The sequence below is a fragment of the Variovorax paradoxus genome (assembly GCF_902712855.1).
Classification (GTDB): domain Bacteria; phylum Pseudomonadota; class Gammaproteobacteria; order Burkholderiales; family Burkholderiaceae_C; genus Variovorax; species Variovorax paradoxus_Q.
This window is the reverse complement of record NZ_LR743507.1, coordinates 2,448,871-2,464,665: the sequence shown is the minus strand read 5'-3', so window position 1 is coordinate 2,464,665 and position 15,795 is coordinate 2,448,871. Positions and strand designations below refer to the sequence as shown.

General features: G+C 68.0%; 14 protein-coding genes. 10 read left to right on the top strand and 4 right to left on the bottom strand.

Going from position 1 to position 15,795, the window contains the following annotated elements; genetic code table 11:
* Window positions 1-13: 13 nt before the first annotated feature.
* Window positions 14-1,159: a helix-turn-helix domain-containing protein gene (locus tag AACL56_RS11115; RefSeq protein ID WP_339089889.1), complete on the top strand. Its 1,146-nt coding sequence runs from the start codon at window positions 14-16 to the stop codon at window positions 1,157-1,159.
* A gap of 30 nt (window positions 1,160-1,189) precedes the next feature.
* Here the strand turns inward: AACL56_RS11115 and AACL56_RS11110 are convergent, their stop codons facing one another.
* Together AACL56_RS11110 and AACL56_RS11105 are read right to left on the bottom strand one after the other, a co-directional pair.
* On the bottom strand, window positions 1,190-1,567 hold the full coding sequence (locus AACL56_RS11110; protein ID WP_339089888.1) for a nuclear transport factor 2 family protein: 378 nt from the start codon (window positions 1,565-1,567) through the stop codon (window positions 1,190-1,192).
* A gap of 215 nt (window positions 1,568-1,782) precedes the next feature.
* Window positions 1,783-2,745 (bottom strand): LysR family transcriptional regulator, encoded by a 963-nt coding sequence (locus tag AACL56_RS11105; RefSeq protein WP_339089887.1) that lies wholly within the window; start codon window positions 2,743-2,745, stop codon window positions 1,783-1,785.
* Window positions 2,746-2,861: 116 nt separating this feature from the next.
* Here AACL56_RS11105 and AACL56_RS11100 point away from each other — a divergent pair, with 116 nt between their 5' ends.
* Window positions 2,862-4,217: an aspartate aminotransferase family protein gene (locus tag AACL56_RS11100; RefSeq protein WP_339089886.1), complete on the top strand. Its 1,356-nt coding sequence runs from the start codon at window positions 2,862-2,864 to the stop codon at window positions 4,215-4,217.
* Between the two features lie 76 nt (window positions 4,218-4,293).
* Window positions 4,294-5,742 (top strand): MFS transporter, encoded by a 1,449-nt coding sequence (locus AACL56_RS11095; RefSeq protein WP_339089885.1) that lies wholly within the window; start codon window positions 4,294-4,296, stop codon window positions 5,740-5,742.
* 34 nt (window positions 5,743-5,776) lie between these two features.
* Here AACL56_RS11095 and AACL56_RS11090 read toward each other — a convergent pair whose 3' ends face one another.
* A complete protein-coding gene (locus AACL56_RS11090) occupies window positions 5,777-7,021 on the bottom strand; it encodes an SUMF1/EgtB/PvdO family nonheme iron enzyme (protein WP_339089884.1) in 1,245 nt (414 codons plus the stop codon).
* 206 nt (window positions 7,022-7,227) lie between these two features.
* Here AACL56_RS11090 and AACL56_RS11085 point away from each other — a divergent pair, with 206 nt between their 5' ends.
* Together AACL56_RS11085 and AACL56_RS11080 are read left to right on the top strand one after the other, a co-directional pair.
* Entirely contained in the window at window positions 7,228-7,863 is a 636-nt protein-coding gene (locus AACL56_RS11085; protein WP_339089883.1) for a TRAP transporter small permease subunit, read from the top strand.
* Between the two features lie 21 nt (window positions 7,864-7,884).
* A complete protein-coding gene (locus AACL56_RS11080; RefSeq protein ID WP_339089882.1) occupies window positions 7,885-9,723 on the top strand; it encodes a TRAP transporter large permease in 1,839 nt (612 codons plus the stop codon).
* A gap of 96 nt (window positions 9,724-9,819) precedes the next feature.
* Here AACL56_RS11080 and AACL56_RS11075 read toward each other — a convergent pair whose 3' ends face one another.
* Complete coding sequence (locus AACL56_RS11075) at window positions 9,820-10,902, bottom strand: TRAP transporter substrate-binding protein (protein ID WP_339089881.1); 1,083 nt, start codon at window positions 10,900-10,902, stop codon at window positions 9,820-9,822.
* Window positions 10,903-11,124: 222 nt separating this feature from the next.
* On the opposite strand from AACL56_RS11075, the gene AACL56_RS11070 reads away from it, so the two are divergent.
* The 5 genes from AACL56_RS11070 (at window position 11,125) to AACL56_RS11050 (ending at window position 15,692) form a co-directional block, all read left to right on the top strand.
* Window positions 11,125-12,279, top strand: coding sequence for an ABC transporter substrate-binding protein (locus AACL56_RS11070; RefSeq protein ID WP_339089880.1), 1,155 nt, complete (start codon window positions 11,125-11,127; stop codon window positions 12,277-12,279).
* A 143-nt stretch (window positions 12,280-12,422) separates the two neighbouring features.
* The gene (locus tag AACL56_RS11065; RefSeq protein WP_339089879.1) at window positions 12,423-13,304 is read left to right on the top strand and encodes a branched-chain amino acid ABC transporter permease; all 882 of its coding nucleotides are present in this window, start codon (window positions 12,423-12,425) and stop codon (window positions 13,302-13,304) included.
* A 2-nt stretch (window positions 13,305-13,306) separates the two neighbouring features.
* Window positions 13,307-14,170, top strand: coding sequence for a branched-chain amino acid ABC transporter permease (locus AACL56_RS11060; RefSeq protein WP_339092848.1), 864 nt, complete (start codon window positions 13,307-13,309; stop codon window positions 14,168-14,170).
* Window positions 14,167-14,964: an ABC transporter ATP-binding protein gene (locus AACL56_RS11055; RefSeq protein ID WP_339089878.1), complete on the top strand. Its 798-nt coding sequence runs from the start codon at window positions 14,167-14,169 to the stop codon at window positions 14,962-14,964. The genes AACL56_RS11060 and AACL56_RS11055 overlap by 4 nt, the downstream gene beginning before the upstream one ends.
* Entirely contained in the window at window positions 14,961-15,692 is a 732-nt protein-coding gene (locus AACL56_RS11050) for an ABC transporter ATP-binding protein (protein WP_425337007.1), read from the top strand. The genes AACL56_RS11055 and AACL56_RS11050 overlap by 4 nt, the downstream gene beginning before the upstream one ends.
* Window positions 15,693-15,795 lie beyond the last annotated feature (103 nt).

Sequence of the window (15,795 nt, the reverse complement as noted above, 5' to 3'; positions counted from 1 at the left end):
GCGAACACACACGATGACCCCCACTCTCGTCCCGCCCTCCGCAGAGCGCTCCCTGGCCATTGCCCAAGCCCGCCGCGAACTCATCGAAGGCGACTCGCACGGTGCGCGCGCGCATGCATGCATCGACGCCTGGATCGCTCGTTCGTGGCAGCGCTGCCTCGAGGCCGGCCGCCGGCCGCAGCAGCGGGTCAGCTTCGAGCCGGTGAGCCGGTCGGCCAGCTGCGATGTCACCGAACGCAACCGCGCGCTGGTCGCGGCGGCACGTCCGGTGATCGACCGCCTCTCGCGCGCCATCGCGGACACCCGCTACTTCGCCATCCTGACCGACGCCGACGGCATCGTCGTCGACGTGGGTAACCTCCCCGACGGCACCGATGCCGCCAGCCGCTTCGCGCGCGACATCGGCCGCGTCGGTGTCGACCTGTCGGAACGCGCCATCGGCACGAGTGCAATAGGCACCGCGCTGGCCGAGCAGGAATCGGTGTGGCTGCACCGCGGCGAGCACTTCCATGACGACACCAGCGTCTACAGCTGCGCCGGCGCGCCGCTCTTCGGGCCGCGCGGCGACTGCATCGGCATGCTCGACCTGACCGGCGTGCAGGTGGTGGAGCGGCCCGAGCTGCGCCACCTGGCCACGCTGTCGGCGCGCAGCATCGAGAACTCGCTGGTGCTGCGCGAGCCCTGCGAGCTGCTGCTGCACCTGGCCTGGCCCGGCTGCACGGCCAGCGAAGCCACCGAGGGCCTGCTGTGCATCGACGCGGAAGGCCGCGTCACCGGGGCCAACGCAGCGGCACGGCAGATGCTGCACCAGCCGCTGGCGCGCAACGAGCATGCACTGATGTTCAACGACCTCTTCGCGCTGCCGCTGCACATGATGTTCGATGCGGCTCGCCGCGGCGACGCAGTGCTCGAGGTGCCGCTCTGGTCGGGCCTGCGGGTGCAGGTGCGGCCGCACCGCGGCGGTGCCACGAGCGGCGCCCCGGGTGTGCCGCCTGCCGACGCGCGACCGCGCCTGCGCGACGTCGAGACCGCGCTGATCCGCAAGGCGGTGGCCGATGCGCGGGGCAACGTGGCGGAGGCCGCAAGGGCACTGGGGATCAGCCGCGCGACCGTCTATCGCAAGCTGTGGCGCGGCCGGCCGGCCGGCGCGCCGGACTGAGCCCTCGCCAGGCTTTCATCCGGCTTGCGCTCAGGCACCGACGGGCACCTTGTCGAGAAAGCCGGTGACGCTGCGCAGCTTGCCCGCATCGAGCTGCACGAAGTCCGTGCCCTGGATCAGGTCTTCCGCGCCGCTCGGACCCAGCGTCCACGAGAAACGCAGGTGGTCGCCGTGCGCGTCCGCCTTGCCCAGCAGGTTGAAGCGGAAGCCCGGAAAGCGCTGGTGCACCGCGCCGACCAGCGCACTGATCTGGTCGTGCCCGCTGGCCTGCGCCATCGGGTCGACGTAGCGGGCGTCGGCGCTCCAGCCGGCCTCGATCAGCGCGGCGCGGCGCGCGGCGTCGGTCTCGTTCCAGACTGCGATGTAGCTGCGGGCAATGGCGGTGGCATCGTGTGCTGCGGTGTTCATGGCGACGGTTCCTTTCGAGGGGTTCGACCCGCAACATCGCGGGGTGAAGGAATGGTCGCGCCGCACGCGAGGCGCGTCGATGACGTGGCAGGTCATGCGGCCGTGTCCGCCGGCGCACCCGAACCGAACAGGAACAGCGGCTTGCCGCATATGCGCGACTTCCACGGCAGCAAGCGCCAGACGCGCAAACCGCGCGCGGCGATGCCCGCCGGACGCTACGAGTGCCCGTGCGCCCGCTCCAGGCACTCCTGAAACGCCAGCACCGCACGCGACGGCTTCGGCGAGCGCCGCAGCAGGCTCACGAAGCGGCACGCGTAGTTGAAGCGCGCCGGCAGCACCGGCTTCATGAGCCCGCGCTGCTCGAAGGCCTGCGCATAGTGGTCGGGCAGGAAGCCCAGGAAGCGCCCAGACAGGATCAGCGTGGCAATCGCTTCCTGGTCGAAGCCCGTGGCCTTGCGCGACAGCTTCGCGCGGTGGCTCAGTTCCATGTTGGGCGAGTGGTAGCCGAGCCCCGCGAAATGGTGCTCGCGCAGCTTTGCCCAGGTGAGCTTCGCGTGATCGGCATCGAACAGCGGGTGCCCCGCGCCGCAGTAGAGCAGCATGGTCTCGTCGAACAGGTCGGCGTACACCAGGCTCTTGGAACTGCGGTGCGCCGGGATGATGCCGATCTGGAAGTTGCCTTCCAGCACGCCCTGCTCGATCGCGTTGATCGAACCCACATGCAGCGCCAGGCTCACCTCGGGCGCGAGCTCGGTGAACCGCGCGATCGCCTCGCCGATGCGCGCCTGCGGATTGGTGGCGGTCTTGTCGAACACCGCCACCTCGAGCTGCCCGCCCATGCGGCTGTGGATGTCGTCGATGCTGCCCCTGAAGGCGTCGACCGAAGCCAGCAGCCGCAACGTCTCGTCGTACACACGCTGGCCTTCGGCGGTGAGCCCGAAGCCCGCACGGCCACGCCGGCACAGCACGAGGCCGAGCCGCGTTTCCAGGTCCTTCACGTGGCGGCTCACGGTCGAGGTGCCGATGTTCAGCTCGAGCTCGGCGGCCGCCATGCCGCCGCAATCGACCACGCTCCTGAACACCTTGAGAAGGCGCAGGTCCATGTCGCTGAGCTGCCCCAGAACGGCGCGATTGCGGGTGCCGGCGGCACCGTTTCGGGCTTTCTCTCTTACTTGCATGAACTGTCAAGTGAACATTGATATTGCGCCATTCTCCACACTGATGGCTCTGCCAACAATCGGCACACCCCGTTCACCCTCTTTACCTCTGGAGCCCGCCCTGCGCGGGAATCGCCATGACCCTTGCAACGCCCGCCATCGATCCGACACCCGCGACGCGCACCGACGCCGCCTGGCTCGACGCGCACTGGATGCCCTACACCGGCAACCGCAACTTCAAGGCCGATCCGCGGATCATCGTGGAGGCCAAGGGCGCCTACTTCACCGACATCGACGGGCGCAAGATCTTCGACGGCCTGTCGGGCCTGTGGTGCTCCGGCCTGGGCCACGGCCGCCCCGAGATCACGGAGGCAGTGAGCCGCCAGATCGCCAGGCTCGACTACTCGCCAGCCTTCCAGTTCGGCCACCCCGCCTCGTTCGAGCTGGCCAACAAGATCAAGGAACTCACGCCCGCCGGCCTCGACTACGTGTTCTTCACCGGCTCGGGCTCCGAAGCCGCGGACACCTCGCTGAAGATGGCGCGTGCCTACTGGCGCACCAAGGGACAGGCCAGCAAGACCCGGCTGATCGGGCGCGAGAAGGGCTACCACGGCGTGAACTACGGCGGCATCTCGGTGGGCGGCATCGCGGCCAACCGCAAGCTGTTCGGCCAGGGCGTCGAAGCCGACCACCTGCCGCACACGCAACTGGCGGCCAACGCCTTCACGCGCGGCATGGCCGACAACGGCGCCGAACTGGCCGACCGCCTGCTCGACCTGATCGCGTTGCACGACGCATCGAACATCGCGGCCGTCATCGTCGAGCCCTTCGCGGGCTCCGCCGGTGTGGTGATCCCGCCCAAGGGCTACCTGAAGCGCCTGCGCGACATCTGCACCGCCAACAACATCCTGCTGATCTTCGACGAGGTCATCACCGGCTTCGGCCGCTGCGGCGCCTTCACCGGCGCGGAAGCCTTCGGCGTGACGCCCGACATCATGAACATCGCCAAGCAGGTCACCAACGGCGCGCAGCCGCTGGGCGCCGTGGTCGCCAGCAAGGAGATCTACGACACCTTCATGGCCGCCGGCGGCCCCGACTACATGCTCGAATTCCCGCACGGCTACACCTATGGCGCGCATCCGGTGGCCTGCGCCGCCGGCATCGCCGCGCTCGACGTGCTGCAGAAGGAAGACATGATCGGCCGCGTGCAGGCGCTGGCGCCGCACTTCGAGAACGCGGTGCACAGCCTCAAGGGCAGCAAGCATGTCGCCGACATCCGCAACTACGGCCTGGCCGCGGGCCTCACGATCGCCGCGCTGCCGGGCGAGCCCGCACGCCGCCCGTACGAGATCGCGATGAACTGCTGGAAGAAGGGCTTCTACGTGCGCTACGGCGGCGACACCATCCAGCTCGCGCCGCCCTTCATCGCGGAGAAGGCCGAGATCGACCGCATGGTGAACGCGCTGGCGGACGCGCTGGCCGAGACGGCCTGACCTGCGCAGGGCCACGGCCTCATCGGAGGCCGGGTCCTACAGGCGGTGCGCCGGCCGCCTTCCAATAATCGGCTGGATGACGGTACTGCGCAGCGACATCCCCGCCCGCCTCGACCGCCTGCCATGGTCCCGATGGCATTGGCGCGTGGTGATCGCACTGGGCGTGGCCTGGGTTCTCGACGGGCTCGAGGTCACGCTGGTGGGCTCGATCGGCGCGGTGCTCGAGCGGCCCGACACGCTCGGACTCTCGGCCGGGGAGATCGGCCTGTCGGGCTCGGTGTACGTGGCGGGCGCGGTGCTCGGCGCCCTGCTCTTCGGTCGGCTGACCGACCGGCTGGGCCGCAAGAAGCTCTTCCTGATCACGCTCGTGGTCTATACCGTCGGCACGCTGGCCACGGCCTTTTCTCCCAACTTCGCCTTCTTCGCGCTGTGCCGCTTCGTCACGGGGCTGGGCATCGGCGGCGAATACGCGGCCATCAACTCGGCCATCGACGAACTCATTCCGGCGCGTGTGCGCGGGCGCGTCAACCTCGCCATCAACGGCAGCTTTTGGATCGGTGCGGCGCTGGGCGCGGCACTGAGCCTGGTGCTGCTCGACACGCGCGTCGTCGGCCCGGTGTGGGGATGGCGCGCAGGCTTCGCGCTGGGTGCGGTGCTGGCGGTGGCCATCCTGCTGGTGCGGCGCGACGTGCCCGAAAGCCCGCGCTGGCTCATCGCGCACGGCCGCGCCGACGAAGCGAAGCGCATCGTAGACCGGATCGAAGCGGAGGTCGAAGCGCAGCACGGCCCGCTGCCCGCGCCGCAGGGCCATGTGAACTACACGGCCGCGCGCGCCACCAGCCCGTCGATGCGCGAAGTGGCGCGCGTGCTGCTGCAACGCTACCGGCAGCGCAGCGTCGTCGCGCTGGCGCTGATGGTGTCGCAGGCCTTCTTCTACAACGCCATCTTCTTCACCTACGCGCTGGTGCTCACGCGCTTCTACGGCGTGCCCGAAGGCAGCGTGGCGCTCTACATCTTTCCGTTCGCGCTCGGCAATGTGCTGGGGCCGCTGCTGCTGGGGCCGCTGTTCGACAGCGTGGGCCGGCGCAAGATGATCGCGCTGACCTATGTGCTCGCGGGCGTCGGCCTGGCGTTCACGGGCTGGGCGTTCATGATGGGCTGGCTCGACGCGCGCAGCCAGGCGCTGTGCTGGTCGGCGGTGTTCTTCCTGGCCTCGGCCGCAGCGAGCTCGGCCTACCTCACCGTGAGCGAGGTGTTCCCGCTCGAGATGCGCGCGATGGCGATCGCGATCTTCTATGCGGTCGGCATGGGGGCTGGCGGCTTCGCTGCGCCGGTGCTGTTCGGCCTGCTGATCGAGACCGGCAGCCGCGGCGCGGTGATGGTGGGCTACGCCATCGGTGCCGCGCTGGTCATCGTGGCGGGGCTGCTGGCCTTGCGCTATGCGGCCGACGCCGAACGCAAGCCGCTGGAGGAAGTGGCGCCGCCGCTGTCATCCGAAGACGGCGCCGCCGACGCACGCACCTGACCGATCGCCGGGGACGCCGAAGCCCCGGAGCGAATCAAAGGCTGCAGGTGCGGAAGCCGAAGAATCCGTCGTCGCGGCCCGGCAGCGCGAAGCCGCGGCGGCGCGGCGAGCGCAGGCGCGCGCGGGTCGCGAACGAGGCGCCGCGCAGCACGCGCGCGCGCCCGAAGGCAGCGGCCGGGTCGAAGTCGCTGCCTGCGCTCCACGGGTCTGCCCGGTAGCCGGGCCACGGCTGCAGCGTGCCGGCCGTCCATTCGTGCACGTCGGCCCAGCGGAAGCCGCGCCGCGCCGCAGTGTGTGCCGCGATCTCCCATTCGACCTCGGTCGCGATGCGCCGTCCGGCCCAGCGCGCCCAGGCATCGGCTTCCCACCAGCTCAGGTGCACCGCGCTGTGGTGGCCGGCGGCGCGCACCGTGGTGCCGAAGCGCTGCTGCAGCACCGATCCGCCGGTGCCGCTGCGCGACACGCCGATCTGCTCCACATGCCTCGGTCCGCGCCGCCCGTCGATCTGCGACGAGAGCCAGCGCCAGCCTTCGCCGTGCCACAGCTCCTCGCGGTCGTAGCCGCCGTCGTCGACAAATTCGATGTACTGGTTCCAGGTGACCGGCTGCGCGTCGATCTCGAATTCGGGCACCTCCACGCGGTGCGCGGCGCGCTCCTGCGAGAAGGCGAAGCCGCTGTCGGGCACGCCCAGCTCCCAGCGCGTGGCCGGCAGCAGCAGCGGCTCGCGCGTGACGGCGATGGGCGCCTGCTCCACGCCCAGGGGCAGGCCGAGCGTCTGCGCCATCACCACGAACTGCTCGCCGCGCAGGTCTTCGTGGAACAGCGCGAGGCGATAGAAATACAGGCCCGCATCGGTCTCGGCCGCGTGCTCGAGCAGCTCGAGCGTGCTCTCCAGCGTCTCCAGCAGGTAGGCCTTGGTCTGGGCCAGGTCGGGCAGCTCGGGCGCCCAGCGGTGGCGCGGGTCGCTGTGCGCCGGGTTCCACCAGCCGTCGGCACCGGGGTCGATGGCCGCGAGCCGCGTGGGCCGCACCGGACAGTCGGCGCCGAAGGCACGCTGCGTGTTGCGCCCGATCCACCACTCGGCGAACCAGCCGATATGGCCGGCCAGCCAGATGGGCGGCACCACGTCGGGCAGCGACTCCACGCGCATGTCCTGGCCGAGGGCCTGCTCGAAGAGCGACAGCAGGTGCAGGGTGTGGTTGCGGGCGTCGATCAGGGCCAGCGACAGCATGTCGCGCCCGGCCCGGCACATGTCGGGGGAATCGATGGACAGGGGCATTGCTGCAACAGGGGCTGGCAGGGGGCGCGGAGTCTGGGCCATGAACCATTATGGCGATGGCTGGCCCCCGGGTACGACCCGAAACGACGCTTTCGATTGCACCGATAAAATCCGCTCCGCCTCATGCACCCGACCCGCCGGCGCACAACGCCGGTGCGTCGGGTGCGTTCGTATATGGGGCAATCCAATACAAAAATGGAGATGTGATGCACGGTTTGCTCAAGCTTTCCAGAGCCATCGACTGGCTCAATGCCCAAGTGGGCAAGTACGCGATATGGCTGATCCTGGCCGCCACGGTGATCAGCGCCCTCAATGCCATCGTGCGCAAGGTGTTCAACAGCAGTTCCAACGCCTTCCTCGAAGTGCAGTGGTATCTGTTCGCCTGGTCGTTCCTCATCGCCGCCGGGTTTACCCTGCTGCACCGCGAACACGTGCGCATCGACGTGATCAACAGCCGCCTGTCCAAGCGCAAGCAGGTCTGGATCGACATCATCGGTTTCGCATTCTTCCTGACCCCGCTGTGCCTGACGGTGCTCTACCTGTCGGTGCCGGTCGTGATCCAGATGTACCAGTCGGGCGAAATGTCCGGCAACTCGGGCGGCCTGATCCGCTGGCCCGTGTGGGCGGCGCTGCCGGCCGGCTTCACGCTGCTGCTGCTGCAGGGCTGGTCGGAACTCATCAAGCGCATCGCCTTCCTGCGCGGCCAGGGCCCCGATCCGATGGGCCGGCTGACCGACAAGACGGCCGAGGCCGAGCTGATCGAGGCCCTGCGCCTGCAGGCCGAAAAGGACGCCGCCCAAGCCGCGGCCGAAACGGGCGCCGCGCCCAAGCCGCAACACTGAACGGGCGAGCACCGGAACACCATGGAATTCATCGTCGCCAACTTCGCCCCGATCATGTTCGCGGGGCTGATCTGCTTCCTACTACTGGGCTTCCCGGTCGCATTCAGCCTCGGCGCCTGCGGCCTGTTCTTCGGATTCGTCGGCATCGAGCTCGGCGTGTTCCAGCCCTCGGTGATGGCCTGGCTGCCCCAGCGGCTGATCGGCATCATGGCCAACGACACGCTGCTGGCGGTGCCGTTCTTCACGCTCATGGGGCTCGTCCTCGAGCGAAGCGGCATGGCCGAGGACCTGCTCGACACGGTCGGCCAGGTCTTCGGCCCGATGCGCGGCGGGCTCGCGCTGGCGGTGATCTTCGTCGGCGCACTGCTGGCCGCCACCACCGGCGTGGTGGCCGCCTCGGTGATCTCGATGGGCCTGATCTCGCTGCCCATCATGCTGCGCTACGGCTACGACCGGCGGCTGTCCAGCGGCGTCATCGCCGCCTCGGGCACGCTGGCGCAGATCATCCCGCCCTCGCTGGTGCTGATCATCATGGCCGACCAGCTCGGCCGCAGCGTCGGCGACATGTACAAAGGCGCCTTCCTGCCCGGCTTCATGCTGATGGGCCTGTACGTGGTCTACGTCGTGTTCCTGGCGATCTTCAAGCCCGCGCAGGTGCCCGCGCTGCCGGCCGAGGCGCGAACTTTCCGCGAGCCCGACGGCAGCGGCGGCTATCCCTCGCTGGTCGGCATCACTGCGCTGTCGGCGGTCGTGGCCGTCGTGCTGGCACGCAACATGGAAGCCGTGCACACCTGGTTCCAGGGCGAGCCCGTCACCTTCGTCGCCACCGACGAAAAGGTCGTTGTCGCCATGTGCGGCGGCGTGTTCGTGGCGCTGGTGATCGCGCTGATCAACAAGGGCCTGAAGCTCAACCTGCTGTCCCGGCTGGCCGAGCGCGTGACCTTCGTGCTGATCCCGCCGCTGCTGCTCATCTTCCTGGTGTTGGGCACCATCTTCCTGGGTGTCGCGACGCCCACCGAGGGCGGCGCGATGGGCGCGGTCGGTGCGCTGATCATGGCCTGGCTCCGCCGTCGCATGAGCATGTCCCTGCTCAAGCAGGCGCTGGCCTCGACCACCAAGCTGTCGAGCTTCGTGATGTTCATCCTGATCGGCGCCACGGTCTTCAGCCTGGTGTTCCAGGCAGCAGATGGCCCGATCTGGGTCGAGCACCTGCTCTCGGCCCTGCCCGGCGGCCCGGTGGGCTTCCTGATCGCGGTGAACGTGCTGGTGTTCTTCCTGGCATTCTTCCTGGACTACTTCGAGCTGTCGTTCATCGTGGTGCCGCTGCTGGCGCCCGTGGCCCACAAGCTGGGCATCGACCTGATCTGGTTCGGCGTGCTGCTCGCGGTGAACATGCAGACCTCGTTCATGCACCCGCCGTTCGGCTTCGCCCTCTTCTTCCTGCGTTCCGTGGCGCCCGACAAGCAGTACGTGGACCGCGTGACCCAGAAGGTCATGGAGCCGGTGACGACGATGCAGATCTACAAGGGCGCGGTTCCCTTCGTGCTGATCCAGCTCACGATGGTCGGCGTGCTGATCGCGTTCCCGCAGATCGTCACAGGCAGCCTCGACAAGGAGGTCAAGGTCAACCTCGACGACATCGGCGCTCAGATGCGAGAAAGCCTGCAGCCCGACAACGATGCGACGCCGGCCGATCCCTACGGCGGCACGCCCGAGCCCGCGCCGGGCGCCGAACCCGCGGCGCCGGGCGCCACCGAAGGCGGTGCCTCGCCTGTGCCCGCCCCGGCGGACAGCGGCGCGAGCGACGACCCCATGAAGGCGATGCAGGACGCGCTCAAACAGCAGCCGCAGAAGCCCTGAACCTCACCCCCGCGCCCGTGCGGGGGCCGGGGCGAACAGCAAAAAGGCCGGCCCGTTCACACGGGCCGGCCTTTTTTGCTTTGAGTTGCGGCAGGATCAGATCTTGACGCTGTTCATGTACTGGTTGAACGGGTACTCCGAGAAGCGGTTCCACAGGATCTGGTCGCGCTGGAACGTGCGCATGTCCTGGTGGATCTTCTTGAACTCGGGCGACTTGGCCTCGTGCTCGGCGAAGACTTCCATCGAGGCCTTGAAGCCGGCGTCCATCACTTCCTTCGGGAACGGCTTGAGCTGCGTCTTGGCGGCCACGAGGCGCTTGAGCGCCACCGGGTTGAAGGCGTCGTACTTGGCGATCATGTCGCGCGCGGCGACCTTGGTGGCCGCGTCGAGGATGGCCTTGTTCTCGTCCGACAGCTTGGCGAAGGCCTTGTTGTTGATGAAGAACTCGAGGTCGGCGCCGCCTTCCCACCAGCCGGGGTAGTAGTAGTACGGGGCGACCTTGTTGAAGCCCAGCTTCTCGTCGTCGTAGGGACCGACGAACTCGGCCGCGTCCAGCGTGCCCTTCTCGAGCGCCTGGTACACGTCGCCCGCGGGCATGTTCTGCGACACCACGCCCAGCTTGGCCATCGCCTCGCCGAACACGCCGCCGCCCATGCGCATCTTCAGGCCCTTCAGGTCGGCGACCGTCTTGATTTCCTTGCGATACCAGCCGCCCATCTGCGTACCGGTGTTGCCGGCGCTGGCGGTGCGGAAGTTGTACTGCGCGAAGAAGGCGTCGAGCAGCTTGCGGCCGTTGCCGTATTCCTTCCACGAGTCGGTCTGGCGCGCAGTCAGGCCGAAGGGCACTGCGCAGCTGAAAGCGAAGATCGGATCCTTGCCGGTGAAGTAGTAGGCGGCGGTCTGCGCCATTTCGAGGGTGTCGCCCTGCAGGGCGTCGACCACGCCGAAGGCGGGCATCAGTTCGCCGGCGGGGTGCACCGAGATTTCGAACTTGCCGCCGGACAGCGCCTTGACGGTCTTGGACAGCATTTCGGCGCTGCCGAAAATCGTGTCGAGCGAACGGGGGAAGCTCGACGCCAGGCGCCAGCGCACCGCGGTCTGCGCATGCACGGCGGGCGCAATGCCGGCGGCCAAAACACCGGCGATGCCGGCGTTTTTGATGAGGGAACGACGATCCATTGATTGCTCTCCGAGTTCTAGGAAAAAACGAAACGCGGCTTGTGACAGCGTTGGGGACTTTTGTATAAGCCGGGGCGATTGTAAAAACGCGCTTACAGCGTCCGGCCGGGGTTTACCCTGCGCCACATCCCCGAGGCGTGAAGCACGCGCCCGAGGGCCTGGCGGACGAAGCATAAAATGTTAAATCGCCTTACATCCCCCTCAGACACCGGCATTTCCAGCATGAGACTCCCAACTTCCTTCAAGCCCGCACTGCTCGCGCTCGCCGCAGCCACCGCTTTCGGCGCGCAAGCCGCCGACATCAAGATCGGCGTTGCCGCCGCCCTGTCCGGCGGCGCCGCGCAATACGGCGCAGCCATCCGCAACGGCTTCCAGCTCGCGGCCGACGAAATCAATGCCGCCGGCGGCATCAACGGCGACAAGATCGTGCTGGCCATCGAAGACGAGCAGGGCAAGAAGGAAGACGCCATCAACGTCTTCAAGAAGCTGATCTTCCAGGACAAGGTCCTGATGACCTTCGGCCCCACGCTGTCGAACTCGGCCCAGGCCGCCGACCCGATCGCCCAGGCATCGAAGACCGTGGCCTTCGGCACCTCGAACACCGCCGACGGCATCACCTCGATCGGCGACTACGTGTTCCGCAACTCGGTCACCGAAGCGGACGTGCTGCCCGAGACCCTGCGCGTGGCCATCAAGCACGGCAACGTGAAGAAGGTCGCCGTGCTGTACGGCAACGACGACGTGTTCACCAAGAGCGGCTACGACAACTTCAAGAAGGCCCTCGAAGACCTGAAGCTGCCCGTGACCACGACCGAGACCTTCGCCAAGGGCGACGTGGACTTCAAGGCCCAGCTCACCAAGATCAAGGCCACCAACCCCGACGCGATCGTGCTGTCGGCCCTGCTGGCCGAAGGCGCGCCGATCATGGTGCAGGCCCGCCAGCTCGGCCTGAACGTGCCCGTCATCGGCGGCAACGGCATGAACTCGACCAAGATCTTCGACCTGGCCAAGGGCAGCTCGGACAACCTGTACGTCGGCAGCCCGTGGTCGGCCAGCAACGCCACGCCGGAGAACACCAAGTTCCAGAAGGCCTACAACGACAAGTTCAAGATCGCTCCGGACCAGTTCGCCGCCCAGGCCTACGACGGCCTGTACGTGGTGGCGCAGGCGCTCAAGGGCGTGAAGCTCTCGGGCAACCTGGCCGCCGACCGCACCGCGCTGCGCGACGCACTGCCCAACGTGAAGTGGACCGGCGCCACCGGCGCCTTCGCCTTCGCACGCGCCAAGGACAAGGCCGGCAAGCCCGCCGGCTACGACGCCCAGCAGACCGCCATCGTGAGTGTCACGAAGGGCACTGCGTTCATGATCGAGAAGTAAGCAAGGCCCTTTTCTTGCCGCTTCGATGGCGGGCCGGGTGGCCCGCCATGTTTCTCGCAACTGGCGCAGGACTGCCCTCTGCGCCGTTTTCTTTTTTGATTCGCCGCAATGCCCTGGAGGTTGCGGCCTGACGGAAGCCCATCGTGCTCGATCAGCAGCTTGTCAACGCCTTGTCGCTGGGGTGCGTCTACGCACTCTTCGCGCTCGGCTTCACACTCATCTTCGGCGTGCTCGGCGTCATCAACCTCTCGCATGGCGCGGTGTTCATGGTCGGCGCCTACTCGGCCGCCGAGTTCATGCGCGTCTCGGGCATGCCGCTGTGGGTCGGCCTGCCTTTCGCCTTCGCCTTCTGCGGGGTGCTGGGATTCCTGGTCGACGTGCTGGTGCTCAAGCCGCTGCGCAAGCGCAACGCACCCCACCTGATTCCGATGATCGCCACCATCGGCGTGGCCATCATCCTGAACAACGGCATCCAGGGCATCTTCGGCGCGGAAAACCTGCGCTTCCCGCCCGGCACCATTCCCGACGACGCGCTGGTGTTCGCCGGCATCCACGTCACCGTGCTCGAGCTGGGCATCGTGCTGGCGTCCTTCGTGCTCATGGGCGTGCTGATGCTGTCGCTGCAGCGCACGCAGCTGGGCCGCGCGCTGCGCGCCATCGCGGAGTCGCCCAAGGCGGCCTACCTGGTGGGCGTGAACGTCGAGGGCCTGTTCTACCTGACCTCGTTCGTGGCCGCCGGCCTGGGCGGCGTGGCGGGCGTGCTGATCGGCCTGTATTCGAACGCCCTCTTCCCGCTGATGGGCCAGCCGATGCTCGAGAAGGGCATCGCGGTGATCATCCTGGGCGGCATGGGCGACATCCGCGGGGCATTGCTCGGCGGCCTGTTCCTCGGCTTCGCAGAGGTGCTGTCGGTGGCCTACGTAGGCTCCAACATGCGCGACGCGGTGGCCTTCGGCCTGCTGTTCCTCGTGCTGCTGGTGCGCCCGAAGGGTCTTTTCGGTTCGCTGAAGGAGCGCAAGGTCTGATGATGGAAGCGCTCGACAACTTCTGGTCGGTCTACAGCAACCTGGTGCTCTCGCTGGGCATCAACGGGCTGCTGGCTCTCTCGATCTGGCTCACGCTCGCCTGCGGCATGCTGGCCCTGGCCAACGCGGCATTCATGGGCATCGGCGCGTACACCGCGTCGATCCTGACGCTGAACTACGGCGCGCCCTTCCCGGTGGCCATCGCCGCGGGCATGGCCGCGCCCGCCGTGGTGGCGTTCGTCATCGGCAAGCCCACGCTGCGCCTGTCGGGCGTGTACCTCGCGATGGCCACGCTGGCCTTCGGCGAGGTGGTACGCATCGCCATCCTCAACGCCGAGTCGCTCACGGGCGGCGCGCTGGGGCTGAACGGCATTCCGCAATCGACCGAGTGGTGGCACGTGGCGCTCGCGCTGGTGCTCACGCTGCTGGTGCTGTGGCGCGTGCGCCGCTCCAAGGTGGGCCGCGCCTTCGAAGCCATCAAGGAAGACGAGACCGCCGCCGGCCTGATGGGCATCGACGTGGCGGGCCACAAGATGCTGGCCTTCGTGCTGGGCGGTGCCATCGCCGGCCTGGCGGGCACGCTGAATGCGCACCTGACCTTCTTCATCGGTCCGGCCGAGTACGGCTTCAACCGCGCGGTCGACATCCTGACGATGGCGATCCTGGGCGGCATCGGCGGCCTCACCGGCCCGGTGCTGGGCGGCACCATCCTCACGCTGCTGCCGGAAACGCTGCGCGGCCTGGGGGCCTTCCGCCTGGTGGTCAACGGCTTCATCCTGGTGCTGATCGTGCTGTTCCTGCCCAAGGGCATCTGGGACCCGGCGCGCATCCGCCAGTGGTTCGGCCGCAAGGGGAGCGCAGCATGAGCGATACGCTTCTGACATTGAAGGGCGTGTCGCGCCACTTCGGCGGGCTCAAGGTCCTGCAGGACGTGAACCTCGACATTCCCAAGGGCGGCATCTTCGGGCTGATCGGTCCGAACGGCGCCGGCAAGACCACGGTGTTCAACCTGATCACCGGCCTGCTGCCGACCACCAGCGGCACCATCCACTTCGAGGGCCAGGACCTGGCGGGCCGCAAGCCCTTCCAGATCACCCGCGGCGGCATCGCGCGCACCTTCCAGAACATCCGCATCTTCAAGGAGATGTCGCTGCTGGAGAACGTGATCGTGGGCATGGACGCCAAGCTGCGCTACGGCCCTTTCGGCCTGCTGGCGAGCTCCGGCCTGTTCCGCAGCGAGGAGAAGCGCGCACGCGACCGCGCCCGCGAACTCCTGAGCTGGGTCAGGCTCGACCACAAGGCCGACGACGTGGCCGACAACCTTTCCTACGGCGACCAGCGCAAGCTGGAGCTGGCGCGTGCGCTGGCCACCGACCCCAAGCTGCTGCTGCTCGACGAGCCGGTGGCGGGCATGAACAGCACCGAGAAGAGCGAGCTGATGGTGGAGATCGAGAACATCGCCACGCGCGGTTTCACGGTCTTCATGATCGAGCACGACATGCGCTTCGTGATGGGCCTGTGCCAGCAGATCGCGGTGCTGAACTTCGGGCGCATCATCGCGCGCGGCGGCCCCGACGCGATCCGCAACGACCCGCAGGTGATCGAGGCCTACCTGGGCCGCGAAGACGACGAAGCCACGAACGAGGAGGCAGCGGCATGAGCGGCACCATGACGCCCCCCCTGCTGCAGGTGAAGGACCTGAAGGTGTCCTTCGGCCACGTGGAAGCCGTGAAGGGCATCGACTTCGAACTGCACGAAGGGCAGATCACCACGCTCGTGGGCGCCAACGGCGCCGGCAAGTCGACCACGCTGCTGGCGCTGTCGGGCCTGGTGAAGAAGGCATCCGGCCGCGTGACCTTCGCGGGGCAGGACATCACCGCGCTGTCTCCGCACAAGATCGTCGCCGGCGGCGTGGTGCAGGTGGCCGAGGGCCGCGCCACGCTGACCACGCTGACGGTGCGCGACAACCTGGAGCTCGGCGCCTACACGCGGCGCGACGGCGCGGCCGCGCGCGCGGCCGACCTGGAACGCATCTACGCGCTCTTCCCGGTGCTGAAGGACCGGGCCGACGGCCTGGCGGGCAACCTGTCGGGCGGCGAACAGCAGATGCTGGCCATCGGCCGCGCGCTGATGGCCAAGCCGCGCGTGCTGCTGCTCGACGAGCCTTCGATGGGCCTCGCGCCGATCATCGTGCAGGACATCTTCCGCACGCTGCGCGAGATCAACCGGCAGGGGCTGACGATCTTCCTGGTGGAGCAGAACGTGCGCCAGGCGCTGAAGATCGCGGACCGGGCGTATGTGATCGAGACCGGGAGCATCGTGCTGGAAGGCACGGGGCGCGAGCTGCTGGGCAACCCGAAGGTGCAGGACGCTTACCTGGGCAGCTGAGCCGGCTGTCTTTTCTTTCTCCCTCCTTCCGGGGGAGGGTCGGGGCGGGGGCACGCGGCCTTCAACGCCGCGCAGCTTTGGAGCCGCTTGCCCCCATCCCAGC